The sequence below is a fragment of the Solibacillus isronensis genome (assembly GCF_023715405.1).
Taxonomy (GTDB): domain Bacteria; phylum Bacillota; class Bacilli; order Bacillales_A; family Planococcaceae; genus Solibacillus; species Solibacillus isronensis_B.
In genome coordinates this window covers 1,456,772-1,478,347 of record NZ_JAMBOC010000001.1, presented here as the reverse complement: position 1 = coordinate 1,478,347, position 21,576 = coordinate 1,456,772, and the positions used below count along the sequence as shown (strand labels likewise).

Below are 21,576 nucleotides of genomic sequence, written 5' to 3'. Positions count from 1 at the left end.
CCGAATGAAAAAATTAAAAATTGGTATTACATGTTACCCGACAGTGGGAGGTTCGGGTGTAATTGCAACAGAGTTAGGCAAAATGTTAGCAGAACGAGGACATGAAATTCACTTTATTACTTCAAGTGTGCCATTTCGACTTAATAAAATTTATTCAAACGTTTTTTTCCACGAGGTGGAAGTGAATAATTATTCGGTATTTCAATACCCACCATACGATATTGCATTAGCAAGTAAAATGGCTGATGTTGTTAAAGAGGAAAAACTTGATTTATTACATGTTCATTATGCGATTCCTCATGCGGTTTGTGCGGTTTTGGCCCGCCATATGAGCGGCGAGAACTTTGGCATTGTCACAACACTTCACGGAACAGATATTTCTGTTTTAGGCGAAGATTCTACATTGGCACAGGCGATCAAGTATGGGATTGATTGTTCCGATGCAGTAACGACTGTTTCGGAATCATTGAAACAGCAGACATATGCTATGATCGATACGAAAAAACCGATTGAGACGATTTATAATTTCGTTGATGAGGACGTATTTAAGCCTGTGGATCCCGGCAATTTAAAAGAGCAATTTGGTATTTTGCCGCATGAAAAAGTAATTATCCATGTCTCGAATTTCCGTAAAATAAAAAATCTGCCTGACGTGGTCGATTCATTCCTGAAGATTCGTGAGCGCATGCCGGCCAAATTATTATTAGTCGGGGATGGACCGGAAAAGCATCGTGTCACAGATATTGTTAAAGATTCACCTTATACGGATGATGTATTGTTTTTAGGGAAGCAGGAAAACATTACAGAACTTTTTGCAATCAGTGATTTAAAGTTATTGCTTTCAGAAAAAGAATCGTTCGGGCTTGTATTATTGGAAGCTATGGCATGCGGTATACCTGGCATAGGTACAGCGATCGGCGGGATTCCTGAAGTGATCGAACATGGTGTGAACGGCTATTTGGTTCCGCTTGGAGATACGCAAGCTGTCGCGGATTATGCGGTCGAACTGCTGCAGGATGAGGAAAAACATAAAGCTTTCAAAGAAGCCGCACTACAATCGGTACGCGAACAATTCCATGAATCAAAAATGGTTGAACAATATGAACGTATATATGAAAGTGTGGTTGAAAAAAAGAATGATTCCGCAACAATGGCAAGCGGCAAAGGAAGTCATTAAAAAGATTGAACATGCCGGTTTTGAAGCTTTTATTGTAGGAGGAGCGGTGCGGGATTATTATTTGCAAAAAGAAAATAATGATGTCGATATCGCAACGAGTGCATTGCCAGAAGAAATTCAAACAATCTTTTCCCAAACAATTGATGTCGGCATCGCTCACGGGACGGTCATTGTACTGGACTGTGGAGAACCAATCGAAGTAACAACTTACCGGACAGAGTCTACTTACAGTGACCATCGTCGTCCAGATACAGTAGAGTTCGTTCGAAATTTACAAGAGGATTTAAAACGCCGGGATTTTACAATGAATGCAATGGCCCTAAGTCAAACGGGAGAGTACATCGATTATTACAATGGCCGCCACCATATCGACAGCAAAGTTATTTGTGCTGTAGGGGAGCCTGATCAACGTTTTGAAGAAGATGCTCTCCGAATGCTGCGGGCTGTCCGATTTGCTGCACAGCTTCACTTCTCAATCGAGGAAAACACTTTCGAAGCAATCCGGAAAAAAGCAGCATCGATTGAATATGTTGCAATCGAGCGCATTCAAGTAGAACTTTCAAAGATTTTTATCTCTGCTCATGCTGCATTCGGTATTGAATATATGGAAAAAACGAATTTGGGTAATTTTCTATATGGCGATTTTACTTCTTCTGATTGGGCATGCTTTTATTCGGAAGACCGACAAGTTGGCTGGGCATATTTCTGTTTAGTAAACGGCAGTGAATTGACGCTCCTTACGAAGTATCGCTGTTCGAATAAGGATAAGCTCTTCGTGAAAACGGTGTTGGAAGCTTATGAAAGCCTGCTCAGTGGGATGAGCCTTGGTGATCTAATGCGCTTTGATACAACGATTCTTAAAACAGCCCACCAATTTACTATTTGGCAAAATCATAAACTTGAATTGAGTTATGAAGAATTAGTGGCACGAAAGAGCGTATTGCCGATTCAGCATGTGCATGAGCTTGCGATTACAGGAAAAGACTTGTTGGAGTGGTCCCCGAAAAAACGCGGCAGCTGGATTAAACAGACGCTTGATGCAGCAGTGGAAGTGGTCTTAAATGGGAAAGTCCAAAATGATAAACAACAATTAAAGGAATGGTTTTATGCATTTCACGATGAAGGATGAAATTTTGAAACGATTTTTGACTGCGGATGGAGAACCGATTTCCGGCCAAGTGTTGGCGGATGAGCTTAACGTCTCCCGAACAGCAATATGGAAGCATATGCAAACATTGAAACAGGAAGGCTATGAGTTTGAAACGGTAAAAAAACGCGGGTATAAACTGTTATCTGTACCGGATAAAGTGGATATGGGTCAATTACAGCAATTTTTGACAACGGAACGCTATGGCCGACAAGTTCATTGTTATGAAACGGTTGAGTCGACACAGCTTGTTGCGCATGAACTTGTCCGAGCGGGTGCACCGGATGGCACGGTTGTTATCGCTGAGCACCAAAAGGCAGGGCGAGGGCGCATGATGCGTGAATGGGAATCGACAGAAGGACAAGGGATTTGGATGACTGTCATCATACGCCCGGATGTTGCCCCGCACCAGGCCCCACAATTTACTTTAGTTACTGCTGTGGCCATTGTTGAAGCGATGAAGTCGAGTTTTAAAAATTTCACACCTGAAATCAAATGGCCGAATGATATTTTAATTAACGGCAAAAAAACAACGGGAATTTTGACTGAAATGGTAGCTGAGGCTGATCGTATCCAGGCTTTACTCATTGGTATTGGGATTAATGTCAATCAGCAGAAGAGTGATTTCCCTGAACAGCTGCAATCGATTGCAACTTCGATTGCGATTGAAGAAGGAGAGCCGATTGAACGTGTGCATTTCGTCGCCGATGTGCTTGAATCATTGGAGAAATACAGTGATGAATACGTGAAAAACGGTTTCGGTCAAATTAAACAACTATGGGAACAGTCTTCGGGGACAATCGGAAAACAGGTGAAAGCAACAACACTCCGTGAAGTCGTTGAAGGGGAAGCTGTCAGTATTACTGAGAGCGGTGTCCTGGAAATTCGTAAAGAGAACGGAGAAATTATTGGTATTTATTCTGCTGATATTGAACTTTTATCGTAAAGGCCTCGTTAAAAAAAGTTTTTACAGTAATTATTTATTCTGTACGTTTTCTTCCAAACTTGTTATAGTAGCTTTAGGACAGTATCTTAATAGAACTGTACCTGCAACTGCTAGTCAACATTAAAAAAATCTGCTTTGATCTACACAAGACAGAGACGGAAGAAAACGCGCATAAATTAATTCATTTTATACTGGTAATTCGATTCTATTTCCACTTAAAGTATGAAATGTGTTGAATTTACGTATGGTACTACCCTTCTGTCTAATTTTAGATAGAAGGGTATTTTTGTTTTCTTTCCACTTAAGGAGGAAGAATATGAAAACAACTGCACAGTTTTTAAAAATGAAAGAGCAAGGCGAAAAAATTGTCATGATTACCGCCTATGATTATCCCGCAGCGAAATTTTCCGAAGCGGCAGGTGTTGATATGATACTTGTCGGGGATTCCCTCGGGATGGTTGTACTAGGCTATGAATCGACAATGCGTGTAACTGTGGAAGATATGATTCACCATAGTAAAGCGGTTCGCCGAGGTGCACCAGATACGTTCATCGTCGTCGACATGCCATTTGGTTCTTATCACGGAGATGTGAACGAAACATTGAAAACGGCTGTGAAAATGATGCAGGAAACGAATGCAAATGCCGTAAAAGTAGAAGGGGCCGATGATATCGTACCTGTTATTAAGAAGTTAACCGATGCGGGTATCCCGGTAGTGGCACATTTAGGATTGCTGCCACAATCGGCAGGAGTTCTTGGCGGTTATAAAGTGCAAGGCAAAACAGCCGAGCAAGCGGAAAAATTAATAAAAGATGCTCTACTTGTTGAACAGGCAGGTGCATGTGCTGTCGTGCTGGAATGTATTCCACATCAGTTGACGGAAGTTGTCTCGCATAACTTAACGATCCCGACAATTGGCATCGGTGCAGGTGTAAAAGCTGATGGGCAAGTACTTGTATACCATGATTTATTACAATACGGAAAACATCATATACCAAAATTTGTTGAAGCATTCGCACAAGTCGGTGAAGAGGTAGCGAAGGGGATTACGAATTATACAAATGCTGTAAAATCAGGTACATTCCCGACCTTACAACAAAGTTTCACAATGAAAGAGACAGAGCTAATCGAGCTCTACGGAGGCGTAAAATAATGAACGTATTAACAACAATAGCCGAGTTGCGGGAAGTAGTTCAAATGGCAAAATACAATCGCCAATCAATCGGTCTTGTCCCGACAATGGGTTATTTACATGAAGGCCATCTAACATTGGCTGCAAACGCACGCAGCGAAAATGAACTTGTTATCATGAGTATATTCGTCAACCCAACACAATTTGGTCCAAATGAAGATTTTGAATCATACCCAAGAGATTTACCACGCGATACAGAATTGGCAAAATCGGTAGGGGTAGATTATATATTTGCACCGTCTGTAGAGGAAATGTATCCACACAATGGAGGGATTTCTATTCGTGCAGGACGGCAGGCGCATATTTTATGCGGAGCGACCCGTCCTGGTCATTTTGACGGAGTTTTGCAAGTCGTGGCGAAGCTCTTTAATTTAGTACAGCCGGACCGTGCTTATTTCGGTCAAAAGGATGCCCAGCAAGTGGCGATCATTCAAACAATGGTACGCGATTACAATTTCCCGGTGACAATCCGTGTTGTTCCGGTTGTACGCGAAGAGGACGGTTTGGCAAAATCAAGCCGCAACGTTTATTTGTCTGCTGAAGAACGTTCACAGGCACCTGCAATTCAGCAGGGACTACAACTGGCGAAAAGAGAGCTGTTGGAATCCGGAAGTGTGGAATCGGCAATTGCACTCGCAAAAAGAATCATCCATGACAACACGGATGGCCACGTTGATTATTTAATGATTTTATCTTACCCTGATTTACAGGAAATTGATGATCGGACAGAGCAAATCGTTGTTGCAGCTGCCGTTCAAATTGGTAAAACACGTTTAATCGATAATTTAATTTTTTCATTAAAAGGGGAAGTAATCCATGTTTAGAATGATGATGAACAGTAAAATCCACCGTGCCCAAGTGACACAGGCAGATTTGAATTATGTTGGATCCATTACAATAGATGAAGATATTTTGGATGCGGTTGGAATGCTGCCGAATGAAAAAGTTCATATTGTCAATAACAACAACGGAGCACGCTTTGAGACGTATATTATCGCCGGAGAGCGTGGTTCAGGAGTTATTTGCGTAAATGGAGCAGCAGCTCGTCTTGTTCAAAAAGGTGATATTGTCATCATTATTTCTTACGTGTATGTGGATAATAAAGAAGTTGCCGAACATACTCCGACTGTTGCGATTATGGGTGAAAACAATACAATTAAAGAAATAATCGAATACGAACCGGAAGCAACAATTATGTAAAATTTATATATGAAAAGCTGTCATGAAGGATTATTCCTATATGCTTATATTACATTTTTGGTTTAAAAAGGATATTTTTGTAATTTTTATATCATCTCCTTGTAATCTTTTTGAAATATTAAATGTGTAGACTTGGATTTAGCTTTATTTTACAAAATAGACAAAAGATACAGGGGGAAATAATTAATATGTTTCAAAATAAACTATTATTTAGCTTTGCCTTCTTTGTGGTCACTGCCTTATTCTTCACAAGCGCGGCAATTGCAGCAACGCATACTGTGAAGAAAGGTGAGGAATTGGATGAAATTGCAGATCTTTATGACACATCAGTATATACATTGCTTGAATTAAATGAAGTTAACGACATAGAAGAAGTAACGGAAGGCTTCGTACTGAAATTACCGGATCATATTCAAAATAAGAAGGTTCCGGTTGAAAAAAAGGAGAAAAAGGAAACAATTGATGACTTTGAAGTTGTTAAAACTTTAACAGTTGAAGCAAGCGCTTTTACAGCATACTGTAAGGGATGTTCGGGAAAAACGGCGTCGGGAATTGACTTGAAGAAAAATCCGGATATTAAGCTGATTGCGGTTGATCCAAAGATTATCCCGCTTGGAACGAAAGTATGGGTGGAAGGGTACGGAATTGCAGTTGCTGGTGATACAGGCGGTTCGATTAAAGGAAACCGAATTGATGTTTTTGTTAAAACAAAAAAAATCGCGCTTAATTGGGGACGTAAAAATGTAGAAATTAAAGTATTAAAATAACGAATAAATGGGCGGCGAATGCGATGGGCATTTCGCTGCTTTTTATTTGTGTGAATATTGGGAATTGAAAGAATATCGGTGGCCGAATTGTTGCATTCACCACACTGTAATGCTAATGTGAAAAATGAGGTGGTATATATGGAAAAATTTGATTTAGCCGTCATTGGTGCAGGGCCTGGTGGATATGTAGCGGCAATCCATGCCGCAAAAAGCGGGTTAAAAGTAGCGCTTGTCGAAAAAGATAAAGTTGGTGGTGCCTGCTATAATGTCGGCTGTATTCCATCAAAAATTATGCTTGAGCATAGTAAGCTGGTGCAGGAAATTCGGCGCGGAACTGATTGGGGTGTGACGGTACCAACGATTAATATTGATTTTCCGAAGTTAATGCAGCGAAAAGATCAAGTGGTTGATGAACTGTTATCTAATATTGAAACATTTATCGGAAATGCACAGATCACAATGTTTCGGGGGAAGGCGACAGTGACCGCAGAACGAAAAGTGATTATCGGTAATGAGGCGTTTACAGCAGATCATGTCATTTTAGCAACAGGCAGCCGTCCGTTCGTTCCGCCATTTAAAGGGCTTGAAAACGCCAATTATCATACGACGGATACGTTTTTTTCGATCCAGGAGCTGCCGAAACAATTAACAATCATCGGAGGCGGGGTCATTGCAATTGAAATGGCATTTGCTTTAGCGCCAATGGGAACAAAAGTAACCGTATTAAACCATAGTAAAGATATTCTGCAAACAGAAGAACCGGATGCACGACCGATTATTAAAGAAAAAATGAAACAACTGGGAATTGAACTTGTGACCGACTTTACATTTGAAGAAATCCATGCTGACCATGTTCAAACATCAATCGGCAATTTCCCGTTTGAAAATTTACTGTTTGCTACAGGGCGCCGACCAAACACTGAAATTGCTGAAGCGCTGGAAATGCAGATGGATGGCCGTTTAATTAAAGTAAATAATCACTATGAAACGAGTATTCCCGGTATTTATGCGATAGGTGATTTAGTCGGCGGATTCCAGCTTGCCCACTCTGCAAGTGCAGAAGGTGTACATGCAGTAGACTATATTTTAGGAAAGCATCCGAAAGTGATCAATCAGCAGGAAATCCCGCGATGTGTATATACACATCCTGAAATTGCGACTTTCGGCATGCTGGAACACGAAGCACCTGCAGATAGTATTGTAACGAAGATGTATTTACCTACGAACCCTAAAGCATTGCTTGAAGGAAATACACAGGGCTTTATGAAGTTTGTGGCGAGTCCTGAAGGTGATATTTACGGGGCATGTGTCGTTGGTGATGGCGCGACGGAAATGATTAACTCTATGCTTGCGGCAAAAGTATTAGGAGGATCAGTAAAAGATTTGGCAAGGCTTATTTTCCCGCATCCGACGGTCAGCGAGCACGTCGGCGATGCGGCACGTTCTGTTTTCGGAAAAGCGATTCATGCAAAATAACTTGTTGCTACGGTGCAGTTGAGATGTACCGTAGCTTTTTTCAATCCAATTTCTTTTTTATTGTGCTGAATTCTACTATACTTGTTGTATACAATTCCAACATGAGGTGACATATGAAAAATCAGTCAATGGAGCTTGTAGAAAAAGAAGTGGAAAACACATTATATCAATGTATTGATTTTAATATAGAAGAAAACTATATTGCGATGGGACAAGAGTTTGCTAAGGTGCTCGCGCTACTGCAGGAACATGGTCTTATTAGTCCGGCATTAAAAGTGATTACTGACCCGGAACAATGTCTGACGGAAACGCGTATATTGCTCGAAAGTCTGCAGGAAGCGCAAAAAAGGCATGCTTCACGGAGAAAACTGCTGACACATCGGCATATTTTAAATGTATGGCTTAGAAAAAATCAGTATTTTCAGCGAGAGGTTTTACCGGGTTTTTTCTAATCTATCTCTTTGTTTATGTATAAGAAATATTCAGATAATGATAAAATGTTATTGCTTTTTCTTTTTTTATTGTTTAAAATAAAGCTAATCTTATACGAAGCACGGCATGGTGGAGTCAGTCAAATCTGGCTCCTTCATGCCTTTTTGTATGGAAAAGGGGGATATTATGTTTATTTTTCAAATTGTTATCGTACTATTGGCTACTAAACTCGCAGGACATTTATCAGTACGTTTAGGCCAGCCTTCAGTACTCGGTAAAATTCTGATCGGTATCATTATCGGTCCTGCAATGCTTGGCTGGATTACTGACAATGAAATTATGCAAACATTCAGTCAAATAGGGGTAATTTTATTAATGTTTTTAGCCGGTTTGGAAACAGACCTGGAAGATTTAAATGCAAATATGAAGGGGGCAATTTTCGTAGCAATTGGCGGTGTCATTTTACCGATTGCAATGAGTTATCCGTTAGCATTGGCATTTGGCCTTACACAAGGTCAGGCGATTTTCATCGGATTAACATTAGCCGCTACATCTGTAAGTATTTCGGTTCAGACATTAAGTGAAATTGGTTGGCTGAAGAGTAAGGAAGGTTCTACTTTGCTAGGAGCTGCTGTACTGGATGATATTATCGTCGTTGTGTTAATTGCAATTGCAATGAGTTTCCTTGTAGGGGATGATGTTTCGATTCCAGCATTAATCGGCGGAAAAGTATTCTTTTTTGTTCTATTGGCTGTTGTAATGATATGGGTGATTCCGACATTCTTAAAACTGTTTAGCCGCCTGAAGGTAACGGAGGCCCTGTTAAGCGGAGCACTTGTTGCATGTTTTGCTTTAGCTTACATAGGAGAACATTATTTTGGTATTGCTACAATTATCGGAGCGTTCTTTATCGGTATTGCGATTGGACGTACTCCATTTAAAGATACAGTCGAACATAAAGTAGAACCGATTGCAAACGGGTTATTTGTGCCATTCTTCTTCGTAAGTATCGGATTGTCCGTTACATTCGCTGGAATTACAGGAAATATCTGGTTCTTAGTGATTTTCTCGATCGTGGCAATTATATCGAAGCTTATCGGTTCTGGTCTTGGTGCAAAATTGGCAGGCTTCAGCTGGAAATCTTCAACAGGTATCGGTGCCGGGATGATTTCTCGTGGTGAAGTTGCACTGATTCTCGCGGGTATGGGATTATCAAGCGGATTGCTGCCGGCGGAAGATTATACACCAATGGTAATCGTAATTATTATTACAACGTTGGTTACACCACCAATGTTAAAAGGTATTTTCGGAAATCGTTCAAATTTAATTGATTAATCTAGTTGAATGATTCCTCAAATTGTTGTATTCTATGTTTTAGGTGCCAAAACCTCGGTGAAGATTTAGTCTTCACAACAAAAGCCTCCACCAACAGCACGGATTTGCTGGGAAGCTTTTGAATTGTGCAGGGAGATGAGCCCCTGCACACCTATACATAGTATATTAACCTAGTGTTGTCCTTGAGGCGGCACTAGGTTTTTTTGTCGCCAAATAAAGTAGAGGTGCCCTTAAATTTTATTAGAACATTTAGGGATATATTAGAAAACTTGGATGGATATTCGAATAACCGGAAAGGATATTAGCACAAACGGGACTTATTTTAGAACAGTTAGCGGTTATATTAGAAAATCGTGGCTTTATTAGAATAAATAAAATTTTATTAGATGATTTTAAAATATATTAGAACTTTTAGAACGTTCATATATCGGCTCTAACTCTATATTTACGAACGCAGCATTCCACCTCCACGTTTCAGCCGTTCTATCCAATTACATGACCTCATCACCTCCAGTATGATAAAATGCCGTTATATTACTTGAACTGTGAGTTGAAGAAAAATGAAGGAAAGTCAAAAATATGCGATTGTCGACATTGAAACAACAGGGCATTCCCCTGCAAGCGGCGACCGTATGATTCAAATCGCCATTGTCATTATGCAAGGTTGGGAAATCGTTAAAAAATATTCTAAATTTATTAATCCGGGAAAACCGATTCCGTTATTTATACAGGATTTAACTAATATTACAGACGAAGATGTAAAAGATGCTTTACCATTTGAAGCGCATGCGGATTATATTTATGAGCTGCTTGAAGGGGCTGTATTTGTAGCCCATAATACAGATTTTGACTTGAACTTTTTACAGGCGGAGTTTAACCGTGCCGGAATATCGAAATGGCACGGAAAGAAAATCGACACGGTTGAATTGACTAAAATTTTGTTCCCGATGTCGTTAAGCTACAAATTATCGGATTTAGCGAATGATTTTCATATCGAGCTGCAAAGTGCACACCGCGCGGATGACGATGCACTCGCGACAGCGTACCTGCTTAAACATTGTTGGGAAGAGCTGTTAACATTGCCGCTCGTTACTTTGGAGCAATTGCATAAACGTTCTTTCCGTTTGAGAACAGACTTGTCCCAGCTGTTTTTTGATGCGCTTGTCATTAAACGCAATAAAGCATTAACGGATGAAGGGCATGTCTTTTACCGTAAAATCGCCATCCGCAAAATGGCACCGACGCCAAAAAGTGATGGAGATGAACTTGTTTACCCGCAAACGACAGATGAAAAGATGGCCTTATTATTAAAAGGGATTCCCGATTTTGAAGAGCGCCCGCAGCAGTTTCAAATGATGGACAGCATATGGCATGCATTCAACGCAAAGGCGGAACATGTCATTGAAGCATCAACGGGAATCGGAAAAACAATGGGTTATTTAGTGCCGTCGATTTATTATGCTAAAAAAACAAATCAGAAAATAGGAATCAGTACGTATACTTCCCATTTGCTGGATCAGCTTATGCAAAATGATATTCCGATATTGGAACAGGCGCTTGGGCAGCCGATTAAAATGACCTTGTTAAAAGGGATGAATCATTATATCGACGTCGAAAAGTTCGAGAAAGAGCTTAAGACACAGGATGTTTCATATGATCAGACATTTACAGTACTGCAAACACTTATCTGGCTTTCGAAAACGGAGACGGGTGATTTAAGTGAACTGAATGTGTCGGGTGGTGGCCAGCTGCTCATTGATAAAATCCGAAAGACCGCATTGCCGAAAACGACAATGCCACTTTATGATTTTTATTCACGTGCAATTCAAAATAGTCGCCAGGCGGACATTATTGTGACAAACCATGCGATGCTGCTCAGTGATCTTGTACGCAATGAACAGATTTTTAATTCATTAGGCGGCTGGGTAATCGATGAGGCCCATCAGTTTATACAAGCTGCAATCAATCAGCACGAAAAAATATTCACTTATATGAATTGGAAATATTTATTTGGACAAATTGGTATACAGGAAGATGAACAGCTATTTTATAAGATCCGTCGAGTAGCAATAAAAAAACAGTTGTTGAATTATCAAACACTTGATCAGCTGGAAAAGCGCTATATTCAAATGGTCAATGCATTTGATACGGCAATGACGGCATTGCTTCGAGGAGTGAAAGAAGCGCATCATCACCAGACTAAGCAACTTCAGAAAATCGAAGTGTTCATTTCTGAATTGAAATTAGGTCGTGAAGTTTTAATAAAAGTTTCACTCACTGTGCAGCAATGGGTGGATGAAGCGACCGAGCTTATCCGGAAGTTTACTTCAAGTGTGGAAGAGCTTGCACCGGAGCATGAATATTTAATTGAGCAATGGCAGTATATCGTCAATGAGTTTACAATAAAACTGGCAGAATGGGATGATGTATTTTTAAGTGAAAATCCTGACTATTCATGCTGGCTTGAGTTGGACCAGCGCAGTGTACCTGGCAGTATCCAGCTCTATAAAAAACCGATTGAAGTGACATCAACAATCAGGAAACTTTTTGATCCGATCCGTGAAAAAAGCGGCATTGTCTGGACATCCGGTACGTTAACAGTACCAAGTAATGAGCGTTTTATTACGAACCAGCTTGGGATCAATCCGATGATCCCGATTGAAAAGCTGCATGCGGACCCGAGTTATTATGACGGGGCAGAAGTGTATATTGTCAATGACATGCCTGACATTCAGGCCGTTTCACAGTCTGAGTATATCGAAGAGGTTGCACATGCCGTTACAAATACAGTGCGCATGACGAATGGAAGATGCTTTGTTTTATTCACGTCACAGGACATGCTGCGTAAAACAGTCAACCTTATACAGGAAAGTGAATTGTTAAGCGACTATATGATTTTTGCACAAGGTGTGACATCCGGAAGCCGTATGCGATTATTAAAGTCTTTCCAAAAGTTTAATCATTCCGTATTATTCGGAACGAACAGCTTCTGGGAAGGGGTCGATGTACCGGGCGACGGTCTGTCTGCGGTCATTGTTGTAAGGCTGCCGTTTTCTTCACCGGAAGAACCAGCGTTTAAAGCGCGGGCTAATTATATAACGCAGCAAGGGCGCAATTCCTTTACAGAACTGGCCCTGCCGGATGCCATTATCCGGTTCAAGCAAGGATTCGGCCGATTAATTCGTTCCAGCCATGATAAAGGGGTATTTATCGTTTTGGATCGACGGATTGAAACGAAATCATACGGACAACAGTTTATCGAGTCATTACCGCCAATTTCTATACAAAAACTGCCTCTACACAGTATGGTGCAAAGCTTAGGAAATTGGTATAATGAAAAACGATGAGGAAGGAAAGCAGGTTGACAAAAATGAAACAAAACTTTAAACAACATACAAATACATCGGATTGCAAGGTGCAGTTATGAAAAACTGGATTATCTTTTCGGTTGTCTTTATTTTATCTTTGTCGCTTGTTATTTCAGTGTTCGTATTTTGGAAGGCCAATGCACCGTTTAGTGAAATAGAACAAAAGGCGGAAAGTTTTGCGCTGGATACGAAAGCACTTGCTGTTGTTGATGATTCCTATGTTTACAATGGGAATAAGCCATATGTCACTGTTTTCGGAGTGGATGAGTATGGGAAGGAAAAGGCAGTCTTCGTCCCGATGAGTTTAGATGAGAATTCAATGCAGGAAGTATTTTTAGCAGATGGCATCACTGAAGAAAAGGCGTTGTCTGTTTTTCAGGAAGATACTGCTGCGAAAGAGATTCTTCATATGAAGTTAGGATTCGAGGAGCCGGGTCCAGTATGGGAAATTACCTATAAAAATGAATCCGGCAGCTTGAATTATGTCTATCTTCTATTTGAAGATGGGCAATGGTGGAAACGCATATTGAATTTGTAGAGGAGAGAGCAACATGAAACAATTGTTGGCAAATCGTGTAAAAACTTTAACACCATCTTCTACTTTAGCGATTACAGCTAAAGCGAAAGAGTTAAAGGAGCAAGGTATTGATGTAATTGGTTTAGGTGCAGGGGAGCCGGACTTTAATACACCGGAGAATATTTTAAATGCGGCAAAACAATCGATGGATGCTGGACTGACAAAATATACACCGGCTGGAGGTTTACCTGCTTTAAAGAAAGCAATTATTGATAAATTGGCTCGAGACAATAATCTTACATACAAAGCAAATGAGATAATCGTTGGTGTCGGAGCAAAACACGTTCTGTATACATTGTTCCAAGTTATTTTAAATGAGGGCGATGAAGTAATTATCCCAATTCCTTACTGGGTATCTTACCCTGAACAAGTGAAGCTTGCTGGCGGTGTTCCTGTATATGTGGAAGGAACACAGGAACAGAACTTTAAAATTACAGCACAGCAACTACGTAATGCCATTACAGAGAAAACAAAAGCGGTGATTATTAACTCACCGTCCAATCCTTCCGGTATGATTTATTCGAAGGAAGAATTGGCTGAGCTTGCACAAGTGGCAGAAGAAAAGGATATTTTAATCGTTTCAGATGAAATTTATGAAAAGCTTGTTTACAATGGAATAGAGCATTATTCAATTGCGGAAGTTTCAGACGCAGTGAAAGCACGTACAATTGTTGTGAACGGTGTTGCAAAATCTCACTCTATGACAGGATGGCGCATTGGCTACGCAGCTGGTGACGCGACAATCATTAAAGCGATGACGGATTTAGCATCTCACTCTACTTCAAATGCAACAACAACAGCACAATATGCAACGATTGAAGCATATAACGGCTCGCAGGATGCAGTAGAAAAGATGAGACAAGCGTTTGAATCACGTTTAGAAGCGATTTTCCCGAAATTAGCAGCAATTCCTGGTGTGAAAGTATTAAAACCACAAGGTGCTTTCTACTTATTGCCGGATGTTTCGGAAACAGCCGAGAAAACAGGCTATACTTCAGTGGACGATTTTGTATCGGCACTATTAACAGAAGCAAATGTTGCGGTCATTCCAGGTTCAGGATTTGGTGCCCCAGCGACAATACGTTTATCGTATGCGACATCTTTAGAATTATTAGAAGAAGCAGTTCGCCGAATCGATGCCTTTGTTAAAGCAAAATGGCAAGATTAAGCGTCCTTGCAACATAAGCTTTGGAGGACTTTATGAAAAAAATTATGATTAAAGATATGCCAAATCATATTGGCGAAACAGTAAAAATTGGTACATGGTTAGCTAACAAACGTTCTAGCGGTAAATTAGCTTTCCTACAGTTACGTGATGGCTCAGGCTTTGCGCAAGGTGTAGTTGTAAAAGCAGAGGTGGGCGAAGAACTATTCGCAGTAGCTAAAGGCATGACACAGGAAACATCGATGTATGTTATTGGTGAAGTTAAAGCGGACGAGCGTTCTTCTTTCGGTGCTGAGTTAAATGTTACAGGTATCGAAGTAATCAGTCCTGCTAAAGACTACCCAATTACACCAAAAGAGCATGGTACAGAATTTTTAATGGATAACCGTCACTTATGGTTACGTTCTCGTAAACAACATGCAATCATGAAAGTACGTAACGAAATTATTCGCGCAACATATGAATTTTTCAATGAAAATGGCTTTACAAAAATGGATCCGCCAATCTTAACAGGTTCTTCACCTGAAGGTACGTCAGAGCTGTTCCATACAAAATATTTCGATGAAGACGCATTCCTATCTCAATCTGGTCAGCTTTACATGGAAGCTGCTGCAATGGCATTAGGAAAAGTATTCTCGTTTGGTCCTACATTCCGAGCAGAAAAATCTAAAACACGTCGTCACTTAATCGAATTCTGGATGATCGAGCCTGAAATGGCATTTGTTGAGCATGATGAAAGCTTGGAAGTACAGGAACAATACGTATCTCATATCGTACAATCTGTACTGAAAAACTGTAAGCTTGATTTAGAGCGTCTAGGCCGTGATACATCAAAACTTGAAAACGTGAAAGCACCATTCCCGCGTATTTCTTATGATGAAGCGATCGAGTTCTTACATGAGCAAGGCTTTGATGATATCCAGTGGGGTGATGACTTCGGTGCACCACACGAAACAGCAATTGCCAACCATTACGACAAACCAGTATTTATCACATGCTACCCGATCGGTATTAAACCGTTCTACATGCAGCCACACCCAGAGCGCGATGATGTCGTTTTATGTGCAGACTTAATCGCTCCTGAAGGCTATGGTGAGATTATCGGTGGTTCTGAACGTATTTATGATTATGAATTAATGAAATCTCGTTTAGAACAACATAACTTATCGATGGATGCATATGCATGGTATTTAGATTTATGTAAACAAGGTGCAGTACCTCACTCAGGCTTCGGTTTAGGGTTAGAGCGTACAGTTGCATGGATTTCCGGAACAGAACATATCCGTGAATCTATTCCGTTCCCACGTTTATTAAACCGTTTATATCCATAATTAATTTTAATTTATACAACGAGAAAACGTCCGGAATTTTGCCGGGCGTTTTGTCGTTACGAGCGCACAAAGGGGGATTCAACTATGTCTAAAAATTTTAATCGAATCCGCGTTTGGACGGAGCAATTACAAATTACTATTCCACAATTATTTTTTAAACATTATAGCGAACTAAATATACAAGATGACGAAGCATTAATCATTCTACATTTATTAACGTTCGAACAGGAAGGAATCGACTTTCCGACACCAAATGATTTAATGCAGCGGACAAATTTTCAATTGACGGCTATTTCTCAAATAATTCAACGCTTAATGCAAAAAGGATATGTCGAAATTTCTCAAAGCACTGATGAGTCTGGACGCCTTGCCGAGAAATATTCGATTTATCCTTTATGGGAAAGACTGCTGGATCTGCTGCAATCAAAAGCACAACAACAGGTTTCAACTGCCAACAAATTGGACGAGGCGAAAATTTTTCAGCTGTTTGAACAAGAGCTGGGACGCCTGCTTTCTCCAATGGAAATTGAAACAATCGGTATGTGGATGGACTTGGATCAGCATAGTCCTGAAATTATAAAAGCTGCATTAAAAGAAGCGGTACTTGCTGATAAAGTGAACTTACGCTACATTGACCGTATTTTGATCGAGTGGAAGAAGCGCAACATAAAAACACTCGCACAAATTGAAAAACATAGTGAGCAATACCGGAAAAATACGATGGCCGCAGCACCGATTCAACCGGTACATCAGCAAGAAACAGTTCAGAAAACGGAAAAAGTTTCTTTCTATAATTGGTTAGAGGAGCGAGAATAGGAGGACACCAAAACTTTTATGTTAACAAAAGCAAAATGGAATCACTTTTTAGATGAGATGGATCGCATGTTTCCGGATGCACATTGTGAATTAGTGCATGACAATCCGTTTGAGTTGACGATTGCGACATTATTATCTGCGCAATGTACAGATGTCCTCGTCAATAAAGTGACGAAACAATTATTTCAAAAATATAAAACTCCGCAGGATTATTTAAATGTTTCGCTTGAGGAACTGCAAAATGATATTCGTTCAATTGGCCTTTACCGGAATAAAGCGAAAAATATTCAATTATTATGTGCGCGTCTGTTAAATGAATATGGCGGGGAAGTTCCGGCATCTCGTGAAGATCTTGTCACATTGCCAGGTGTCGGCCGTAAAACAGCGAATGTTGTCTTGTCGGTTGCATTTGATATTCCTGCGATGGCTGTCGATACGCATGTAGAGCGTGTCTCGAAGCGATTAGGGCTTTGTCGTTGGAAAGACAGTGTGCTGGAAGTAGAAGAAACAATCATGAAAAAAACGCCGATTGAACGATGGAGCCGTGCACACCATCAAATTATTTTCTTTGGCCGTTATCATTGTAAAGCGCAAAATCCCGGCTGCGGGTCATGTCCGTTATTGGATGACTGTCGAGAAGGGCAAAAACGTTTGAAAAAAGGTTTGGTAAAAATAGGATGATTTCAGTTCAACAAGAGGCAATTTCAAAAGAAGTGGTGGACGCTTGGTACGGTGAATGGGAGACAATGCGTGAAACGATTCACGCAGCCCATGAACGACGTGACGGATCAGCACTGCAATTCATGGTAGAAGGAATCGAACATTTTGAACAGTTTATTGTAAACGGTTCTATTACAGATATACCGTTTTCAGTGCAAAGCGAGTATGAGCTCATGCCAATCAACGGGATGGAACGTCTGCAGTTTATAAAAGCTCGTCCAGGGCAATATGCATGCTATCGTCAATTGGACGAACTTTATAAAGAAACGAAAAAGCGCTGCGCAAGGCTGAGAATGAAAAAGTAAAATAACCGAACAATCGTTATTTTTCAACTTAAATAAAAAAGAAAAAACATCAATTTTTCTCCTTGTGAGAAAAATTGATGTTTTTTAGTTTAATCTTCTTCTGAGTCTTCAGGCCTTGTTTCGCCGCCCGAAGTAGGAGGGTTTGGTTGGTTCGGTACTGATGGATCAGGGTCGGACTCATCCGGCTCTACAGTATTACCGCTGCCATTGCCGTTGCCGTTATTTCCATTGCCATTGCCGTTTCCATTGTTTCCATTCCCGTTCCCGTTGTTGCCATTGCCATTGCCGTTATTCCCATTGTTGTTCCCGTTACCAGGCTGTTCCGGTTGTTCTGCTTCATTCGGATCTTCAATGGAGTCATTCGGATCTTCTGGCTCTGTTGTCGCATCGCCTTCGACGAATAATGCAACGCTTGCCGGATCACTTCGTAAATCACCCGAAATGGCTGTAACTGTAAATGTATATTCTTTACCTCGTTCGATGTTAGGTACTTGAATTGCGGTTGCGCTTGTCGTAGAAATGACCGTTGCCGGACCGCCATCAACTTTCATCGATACTTCAAATGTAACAGGATCTGTATCTTCACCGGAACCGTCAAGTGATGAATGTGACCAGGAAACATCTGCTAGTTGTGCTGCTTCATTGTATGCCGCTTGTAAACTAGTAGGTGAATCTAGATTTTGAGGTACAAATTCCTGCGTATACTCAGTTGGCTCGGTTCCTTTAACAAACAGCTCTGTTGCTTTTTGTGTAGCTGGTGTATATTCATTCGCCAGTTTTAATGGATTCGATCCGACAACAATCGAAGCCGATACGACACTGCTTGGCTGTTTAAATGATGACGACGGGTTATGCTGATTTAAATCCGTCATGATCGATTTGAACAATGTTTGTGGCAACCAGCGCTCTTCCCATGTTGTAATGGCATCTTTCCGCTGTGAATAACCGCCCCAAATAGCGATTGAGTAGTTTGTTGTATACCCGGCAAACCATGTATCCGGTACTGAGCCACTCTTTAAATTGAACTTTTCAAATTCATCTGAGCCATAGTTTGTTGTACCTGTTTTACCGGCGATATCAACGCCTGATACTATCGCACGTGTCGCAGAGGCATTGCGTTTGTTACTAACTACATCACGTAAAATATCCGTTACCATATAAGCGGTATAATCACTCATTGCTTTTTTGGATTCCGGTTTAAACGATTTTGATGTTTTTCCATCACGGAAAACAATCTTAGTAATGGCATGCGGACTATTATAAGTACCGTTGTTGCCGAATGCTGCATAAGAAGCGGCCATTTGGACAGGAGAAATATTGACGCGTCCTCCACCTAAAGCCTCGGATTCTGTTAATCCGCTTGACTCAATACCTAAATTGCCTAAAAACTCTTTAGCACGTTCCGGACCAACTTCACGGAAAGTCTTCACTGCCGGAATATTTCGTGATGTATAGAGTGCTTCACGTACTGTCATCGTACCTAAATAGCGGCCGTCCCAGTTCCCGATAACTTGATCTGAACCGGAATACGTAATTTTTTCATCGACCGTTGTTTGACCAGTCGACCATTTTAAATATTCAATGGCAGGACCATAATCAATTAAAGGTTTTAAAGTCGAACCAGGCTGGCGGGTTGTCATATCGTAGGCGAAGTTATAGTTGAATTCACCTGTATAATTGCGTCCGCCGCCAATTGCACGAATTTCACCTGTTGGTGTATCGATGACTGCAACACCGGCCTGCATCTCTTCAGTAGGGAAGTTGCTGTCATTGTTCATCAAATCTTCTACAATCGTCTGTGCTTTTGGATCTAGCGTTGTATAAACTTTGATCCCTTCGGAAGTCAGTTCGCTATCACCATTTTTTTCGAGTTCTGCTAAAACGACATCCAAAAATGCAGGATATTTCGTTGTACTGTTTGCTACACGCTCTTCTTCAGGAATGAGCCCGCCAGTAATAGGTTCCTTTTTCGCTTTTTCCGCTTCAGCTTCGGTAATTTTCCCGTGCTGAACCATTAAGCCTAAAACGATATTACGGCGTTTTTTTGCACGGTCCGGCTTTTTGTATGGGTTATAATTGTTCGGACTTTGCGGCATCCCTGCTAATTGAGCATATTCAGCCAATGATAATTCACTTAATTCTTTTCCGTAAAATTCTTTTGCTGCTGTACCAAAGCCATGAATTCTACCTGACATTAGGATTTTATTAAAGTACATTTCAAAAATTTCTTCTTTACTATATTGACGTTCCAGCTTAATTGCGAGCCAAGCTTCCTGCGCTTTACGCTCCAGCTTTTTCTCATTGGTAAAGAATGAGTTTTTTACAACTTGCTGTGTAATTGTACTCGCACCTTGAGCACCAAATCCATCACGGAAGTTGGCAAGTACGGCACCGCCAAGGCGCCACAAGTCAACACCGAAGTGATCAAAAAATCGTGCATCTTCTGTTGCGATAATCGCGTCAATCATTTGCTGTGGAATATCTTCATATTTTACATAATTTCGTTTTTCTGCACCAATTGTTGCAAAAAGTTCTCCATTTATATCATAAAATTCCGATGAAATCGGATCCTTTAATGCATCCTCATCCAGTTCAGGTGCTTTGCTTACATAGTAGCCAAACAATGCGGCACCACTTAAGAAACCAATTACCCCAATTAAAACGATTGCTAAGACAATGCGCTTAATCCATTTCCCTGCAGAAGTTTTCGGTTTTCTGGATTTTTTGTTTTTTTGTTGACGTTCGCGCTTAATTTGTTCGCGTGTTTTTCTATTTTCCGTCACGATGTTTCTCCTCACTTTCACAAACATTATTGTTTGCGATTAACTTTTTTACCGCCTGTAAGTAATCGAGCCTTGGCAAATAGCCTTCGGATATTTCGATGGCATCCTGCTCAAAAACGGCGATTGGTATAGATTTTCTTCCCCCTTCATCCATTGCTGAAAACCATTTTGCCACAGCATGATACGAAATGACAAAATTACGGTTTAACGTGCTGAATCGTACAATGAAAAACGCAACTCCTCGTTGATTTGTCACGGAATGCATATGATCCATTTGGTGAGGGTGAATGTTTTTTAATGGAAAGGATGTTTTACTATCCGTTTCTTTTGCTTCAAAGTCAATGTAATATCCATTCCATACGCCATTATAATCCGTCGTTGAAGGGGTGCGGAAATAAGCCTCTTTAATAACAGCAGCACTTCTAGCCGGATAATCTACTTTGACGATTTGTATAGGAACAGGTTTCTTGTGTATATTTGCCATATTCCTATGTAAATAAAACATATTTGTTTCATTTAGGTCATCTTCTAAGCTTTTTCCACGGTTACTGTAATTGACGGCTCTTTTATTTTTTTCTTTAGCAACCGATTGAGATTTAGCGGATTCCTTTTTTTTCTCAATCTTTGGCGCACTTTCATAGAGTTTCCCGTTTGGATAACGAATCACCATGGAATCACCTTCTTTCCTGGAAGAAATAATACTTTAATAGTGTATCACAAACAATGTACCCGTTAATAATTTTGTAAAAGCTATGCAAAATATAACTTCTTTTAGCGAATGGACACTATTTTTGCCACATGACAAGGATTCCGTGGAAAAAGAAAGAATCATTGTGAAA

The 21,576-nt window shown here is 40.5% G+C and carries 19 protein-coding genes; 17 read left to right on the top strand and 2 right to left on the bottom strand.

Features of this window, described 5'->3' with window-relative positions; all coding sequences use genetic code 11:
- Positions 1-4 precede the first annotated feature (4 nt).
- The 17 genes from bshA to M3166_RS07460 all read left to right on the top strand — a co-directional run bounded on the left by bshA (position 5) and on the right by M3166_RS07460 (position 17,954).
- On the top strand, positions 5-1,177 hold the full coding sequence (gene bshA / locus M3166_RS07545) for an N-acetyl-alpha-D-glucosaminyl L-malate synthase BshA (RefSeq protein ID WP_251688842.1): 1,173 nt from the start codon (positions 5-7) through the stop codon (positions 1,175-1,177).
- A complete protein-coding gene (locus tag M3166_RS07540) occupies positions 1,137-2,306 on the top strand; it encodes a CCA tRNA nucleotidyltransferase (RefSeq protein WP_251688840.1) in 1,170 nt (389 codons plus the stop codon). The genes bshA and M3166_RS07540 overlap by 41 nt, the downstream gene beginning before the upstream one ends.
- Positions 2,284-3,270, top strand: coding sequence for a biotin--[acetyl-CoA-carboxylase] ligase (locus tag M3166_RS07535; RefSeq protein ID WP_251688838.1), 987 nt, complete (start codon positions 2,284-2,286; stop codon positions 3,268-3,270). The genes M3166_RS07540 and M3166_RS07535 overlap by 23 nt, the downstream gene beginning before the upstream one ends.
- Positions 3,271-3,586: 316 nt before the next feature.
- Positions 3,587-4,423, top strand: a complete 837-nt coding sequence (panB, locus tag M3166_RS07530) for a 3-methyl-2-oxobutanoate hydroxymethyltransferase (protein ID WP_251688836.1) — start codon at positions 3,587-3,589, stop codon at positions 4,421-4,423.
- Positions 4,423-5,286: a pantoate--beta-alanine ligase gene (panC, locus tag M3166_RS07525; protein WP_251688835.1), complete on the top strand. Its 864-nt coding sequence runs from the start codon at positions 4,423-4,425 to the stop codon at positions 5,284-5,286. The genes panB and panC overlap by 1 nt, the downstream gene beginning before the upstream one ends.
- On the top strand, positions 5,279-5,662 hold the full coding sequence (panD, locus tag M3166_RS07520) for an aspartate 1-decarboxylase (protein ID WP_251688834.1): 384 nt from the start codon (positions 5,279-5,281) through the stop codon (positions 5,660-5,662). Before panC ends, panD begins: the two co-directional genes overlap by 8 nt.
- A 188-nt stretch (positions 5,663-5,850) precedes the next feature.
- On the top strand, positions 5,851-6,429 hold the full coding sequence (locus M3166_RS19370; protein ID WP_285848801.1) for a 3D domain-containing protein: 579 nt from the start codon (positions 5,851-5,853) through the stop codon (positions 6,427-6,429).
- A gap of 138 nt (positions 6,430-6,567) precedes the next feature.
- Positions 6,568-7,905 (top strand): dihydrolipoyl dehydrogenase, encoded by a 1,338-nt coding sequence (gene lpdA / locus M3166_RS07505; protein ID WP_251688833.1) that lies wholly within the window; start codon positions 6,568-6,570, stop codon positions 7,903-7,905.
- Positions 7,906-8,018: 113 nt separating this feature from the next.
- Positions 8,019-8,357, top strand: coding sequence for a transketolase (locus tag M3166_RS07500; protein WP_251688832.1), 339 nt, complete (start codon positions 8,019-8,021; stop codon positions 8,355-8,357).
- 166 nt (positions 8,358-8,523) lie between these two features.
- A complete protein-coding gene (locus tag M3166_RS07495; protein WP_251688831.1) occupies positions 8,524-9,672 on the top strand; it encodes a cation:proton antiporter in 1,149 nt (382 codons plus the stop codon).
- A 560-nt stretch (positions 9,673-10,232) separates the two neighbouring features.
- Positions 10,233-13,019 (top strand): ATP-dependent DNA helicase DinG, encoded by a 2,787-nt coding sequence (gene dinG, locus M3166_RS07490; protein WP_251688830.1) that lies wholly within the window; start codon positions 10,233-10,235, stop codon positions 13,017-13,019.
- Positions 13,020-13,095: 76 nt separating this feature from the next.
- Positions 13,096-13,578 carry a DUF5590 domain-containing protein gene (locus M3166_RS07485; RefSeq protein ID WP_251688829.1) on the top strand — a complete coding sequence of 161 codons (483 nt, stop codon included), beginning with the start codon at positions 13,096-13,098 and terminating at the stop codon, positions 13,576-13,578.
- A 13-nt stretch (positions 13,579-13,591) separates the two neighbouring features.
- Positions 13,592-14,785, top strand: coding sequence for a pyridoxal phosphate-dependent aminotransferase (locus M3166_RS07480; RefSeq protein WP_251688828.1), 1,194 nt, complete (start codon positions 13,592-13,594; stop codon positions 14,783-14,785).
- Between the two features lie 32 nt (positions 14,786-14,817).
- Positions 14,818-16,113 carry an asparagine--tRNA ligase gene (asnS, locus tag M3166_RS07475; protein WP_251688827.1) on the top strand — a complete coding sequence of 432 codons (1,296 nt, stop codon included), beginning with the start codon at positions 14,818-14,820 and terminating at the stop codon, positions 16,111-16,113.
- Between the two features lie 84 nt (positions 16,114-16,197).
- Positions 16,198-16,929, top strand: a complete 732-nt coding sequence (locus tag M3166_RS07470; protein WP_251688826.1) for a DnaD domain-containing protein — start codon at positions 16,198-16,200, stop codon at positions 16,927-16,929.
- 18 nt (positions 16,930-16,947) lie between these two features.
- Complete coding sequence (gene nth / locus M3166_RS07465) at positions 16,948-17,610, top strand: endonuclease III (protein ID WP_251688824.1); 663 nt, start codon at positions 16,948-16,950, stop codon at positions 17,608-17,610.
- Positions 17,607-17,954 carry a YpoC family protein gene (locus M3166_RS07460; protein ID WP_251688822.1) on the top strand — a complete coding sequence of 116 codons (348 nt, stop codon included), beginning with the start codon at positions 17,607-17,609 and terminating at the stop codon, positions 17,952-17,954. The genes nth and M3166_RS07460 overlap by 4 nt, the downstream gene beginning before the upstream one ends.
- Positions 17,955-18,043: 89 nt before the next feature.
- Here M3166_RS07460 and M3166_RS07455 read toward each other — a convergent pair whose 3' ends face one another.
- Positions 18,044-20,737 (bottom strand): PBP1A family penicillin-binding protein, encoded by a 2,694-nt coding sequence (locus M3166_RS07455; RefSeq protein WP_251688820.1) that lies wholly within the window; start codon positions 20,735-20,737, stop codon positions 18,044-18,046.
- Positions 20,724-21,407: a Holliday junction resolvase RecU gene (gene recU, locus M3166_RS07450; protein WP_251688818.1), complete on the bottom strand. Its 684-nt coding sequence runs from the start codon at positions 21,405-21,407 to the stop codon at positions 20,724-20,726. Before recU ends, M3166_RS07455 begins: the two co-directional genes overlap by 14 nt.
- Positions 21,408-21,576 lie beyond the last annotated feature (169 nt).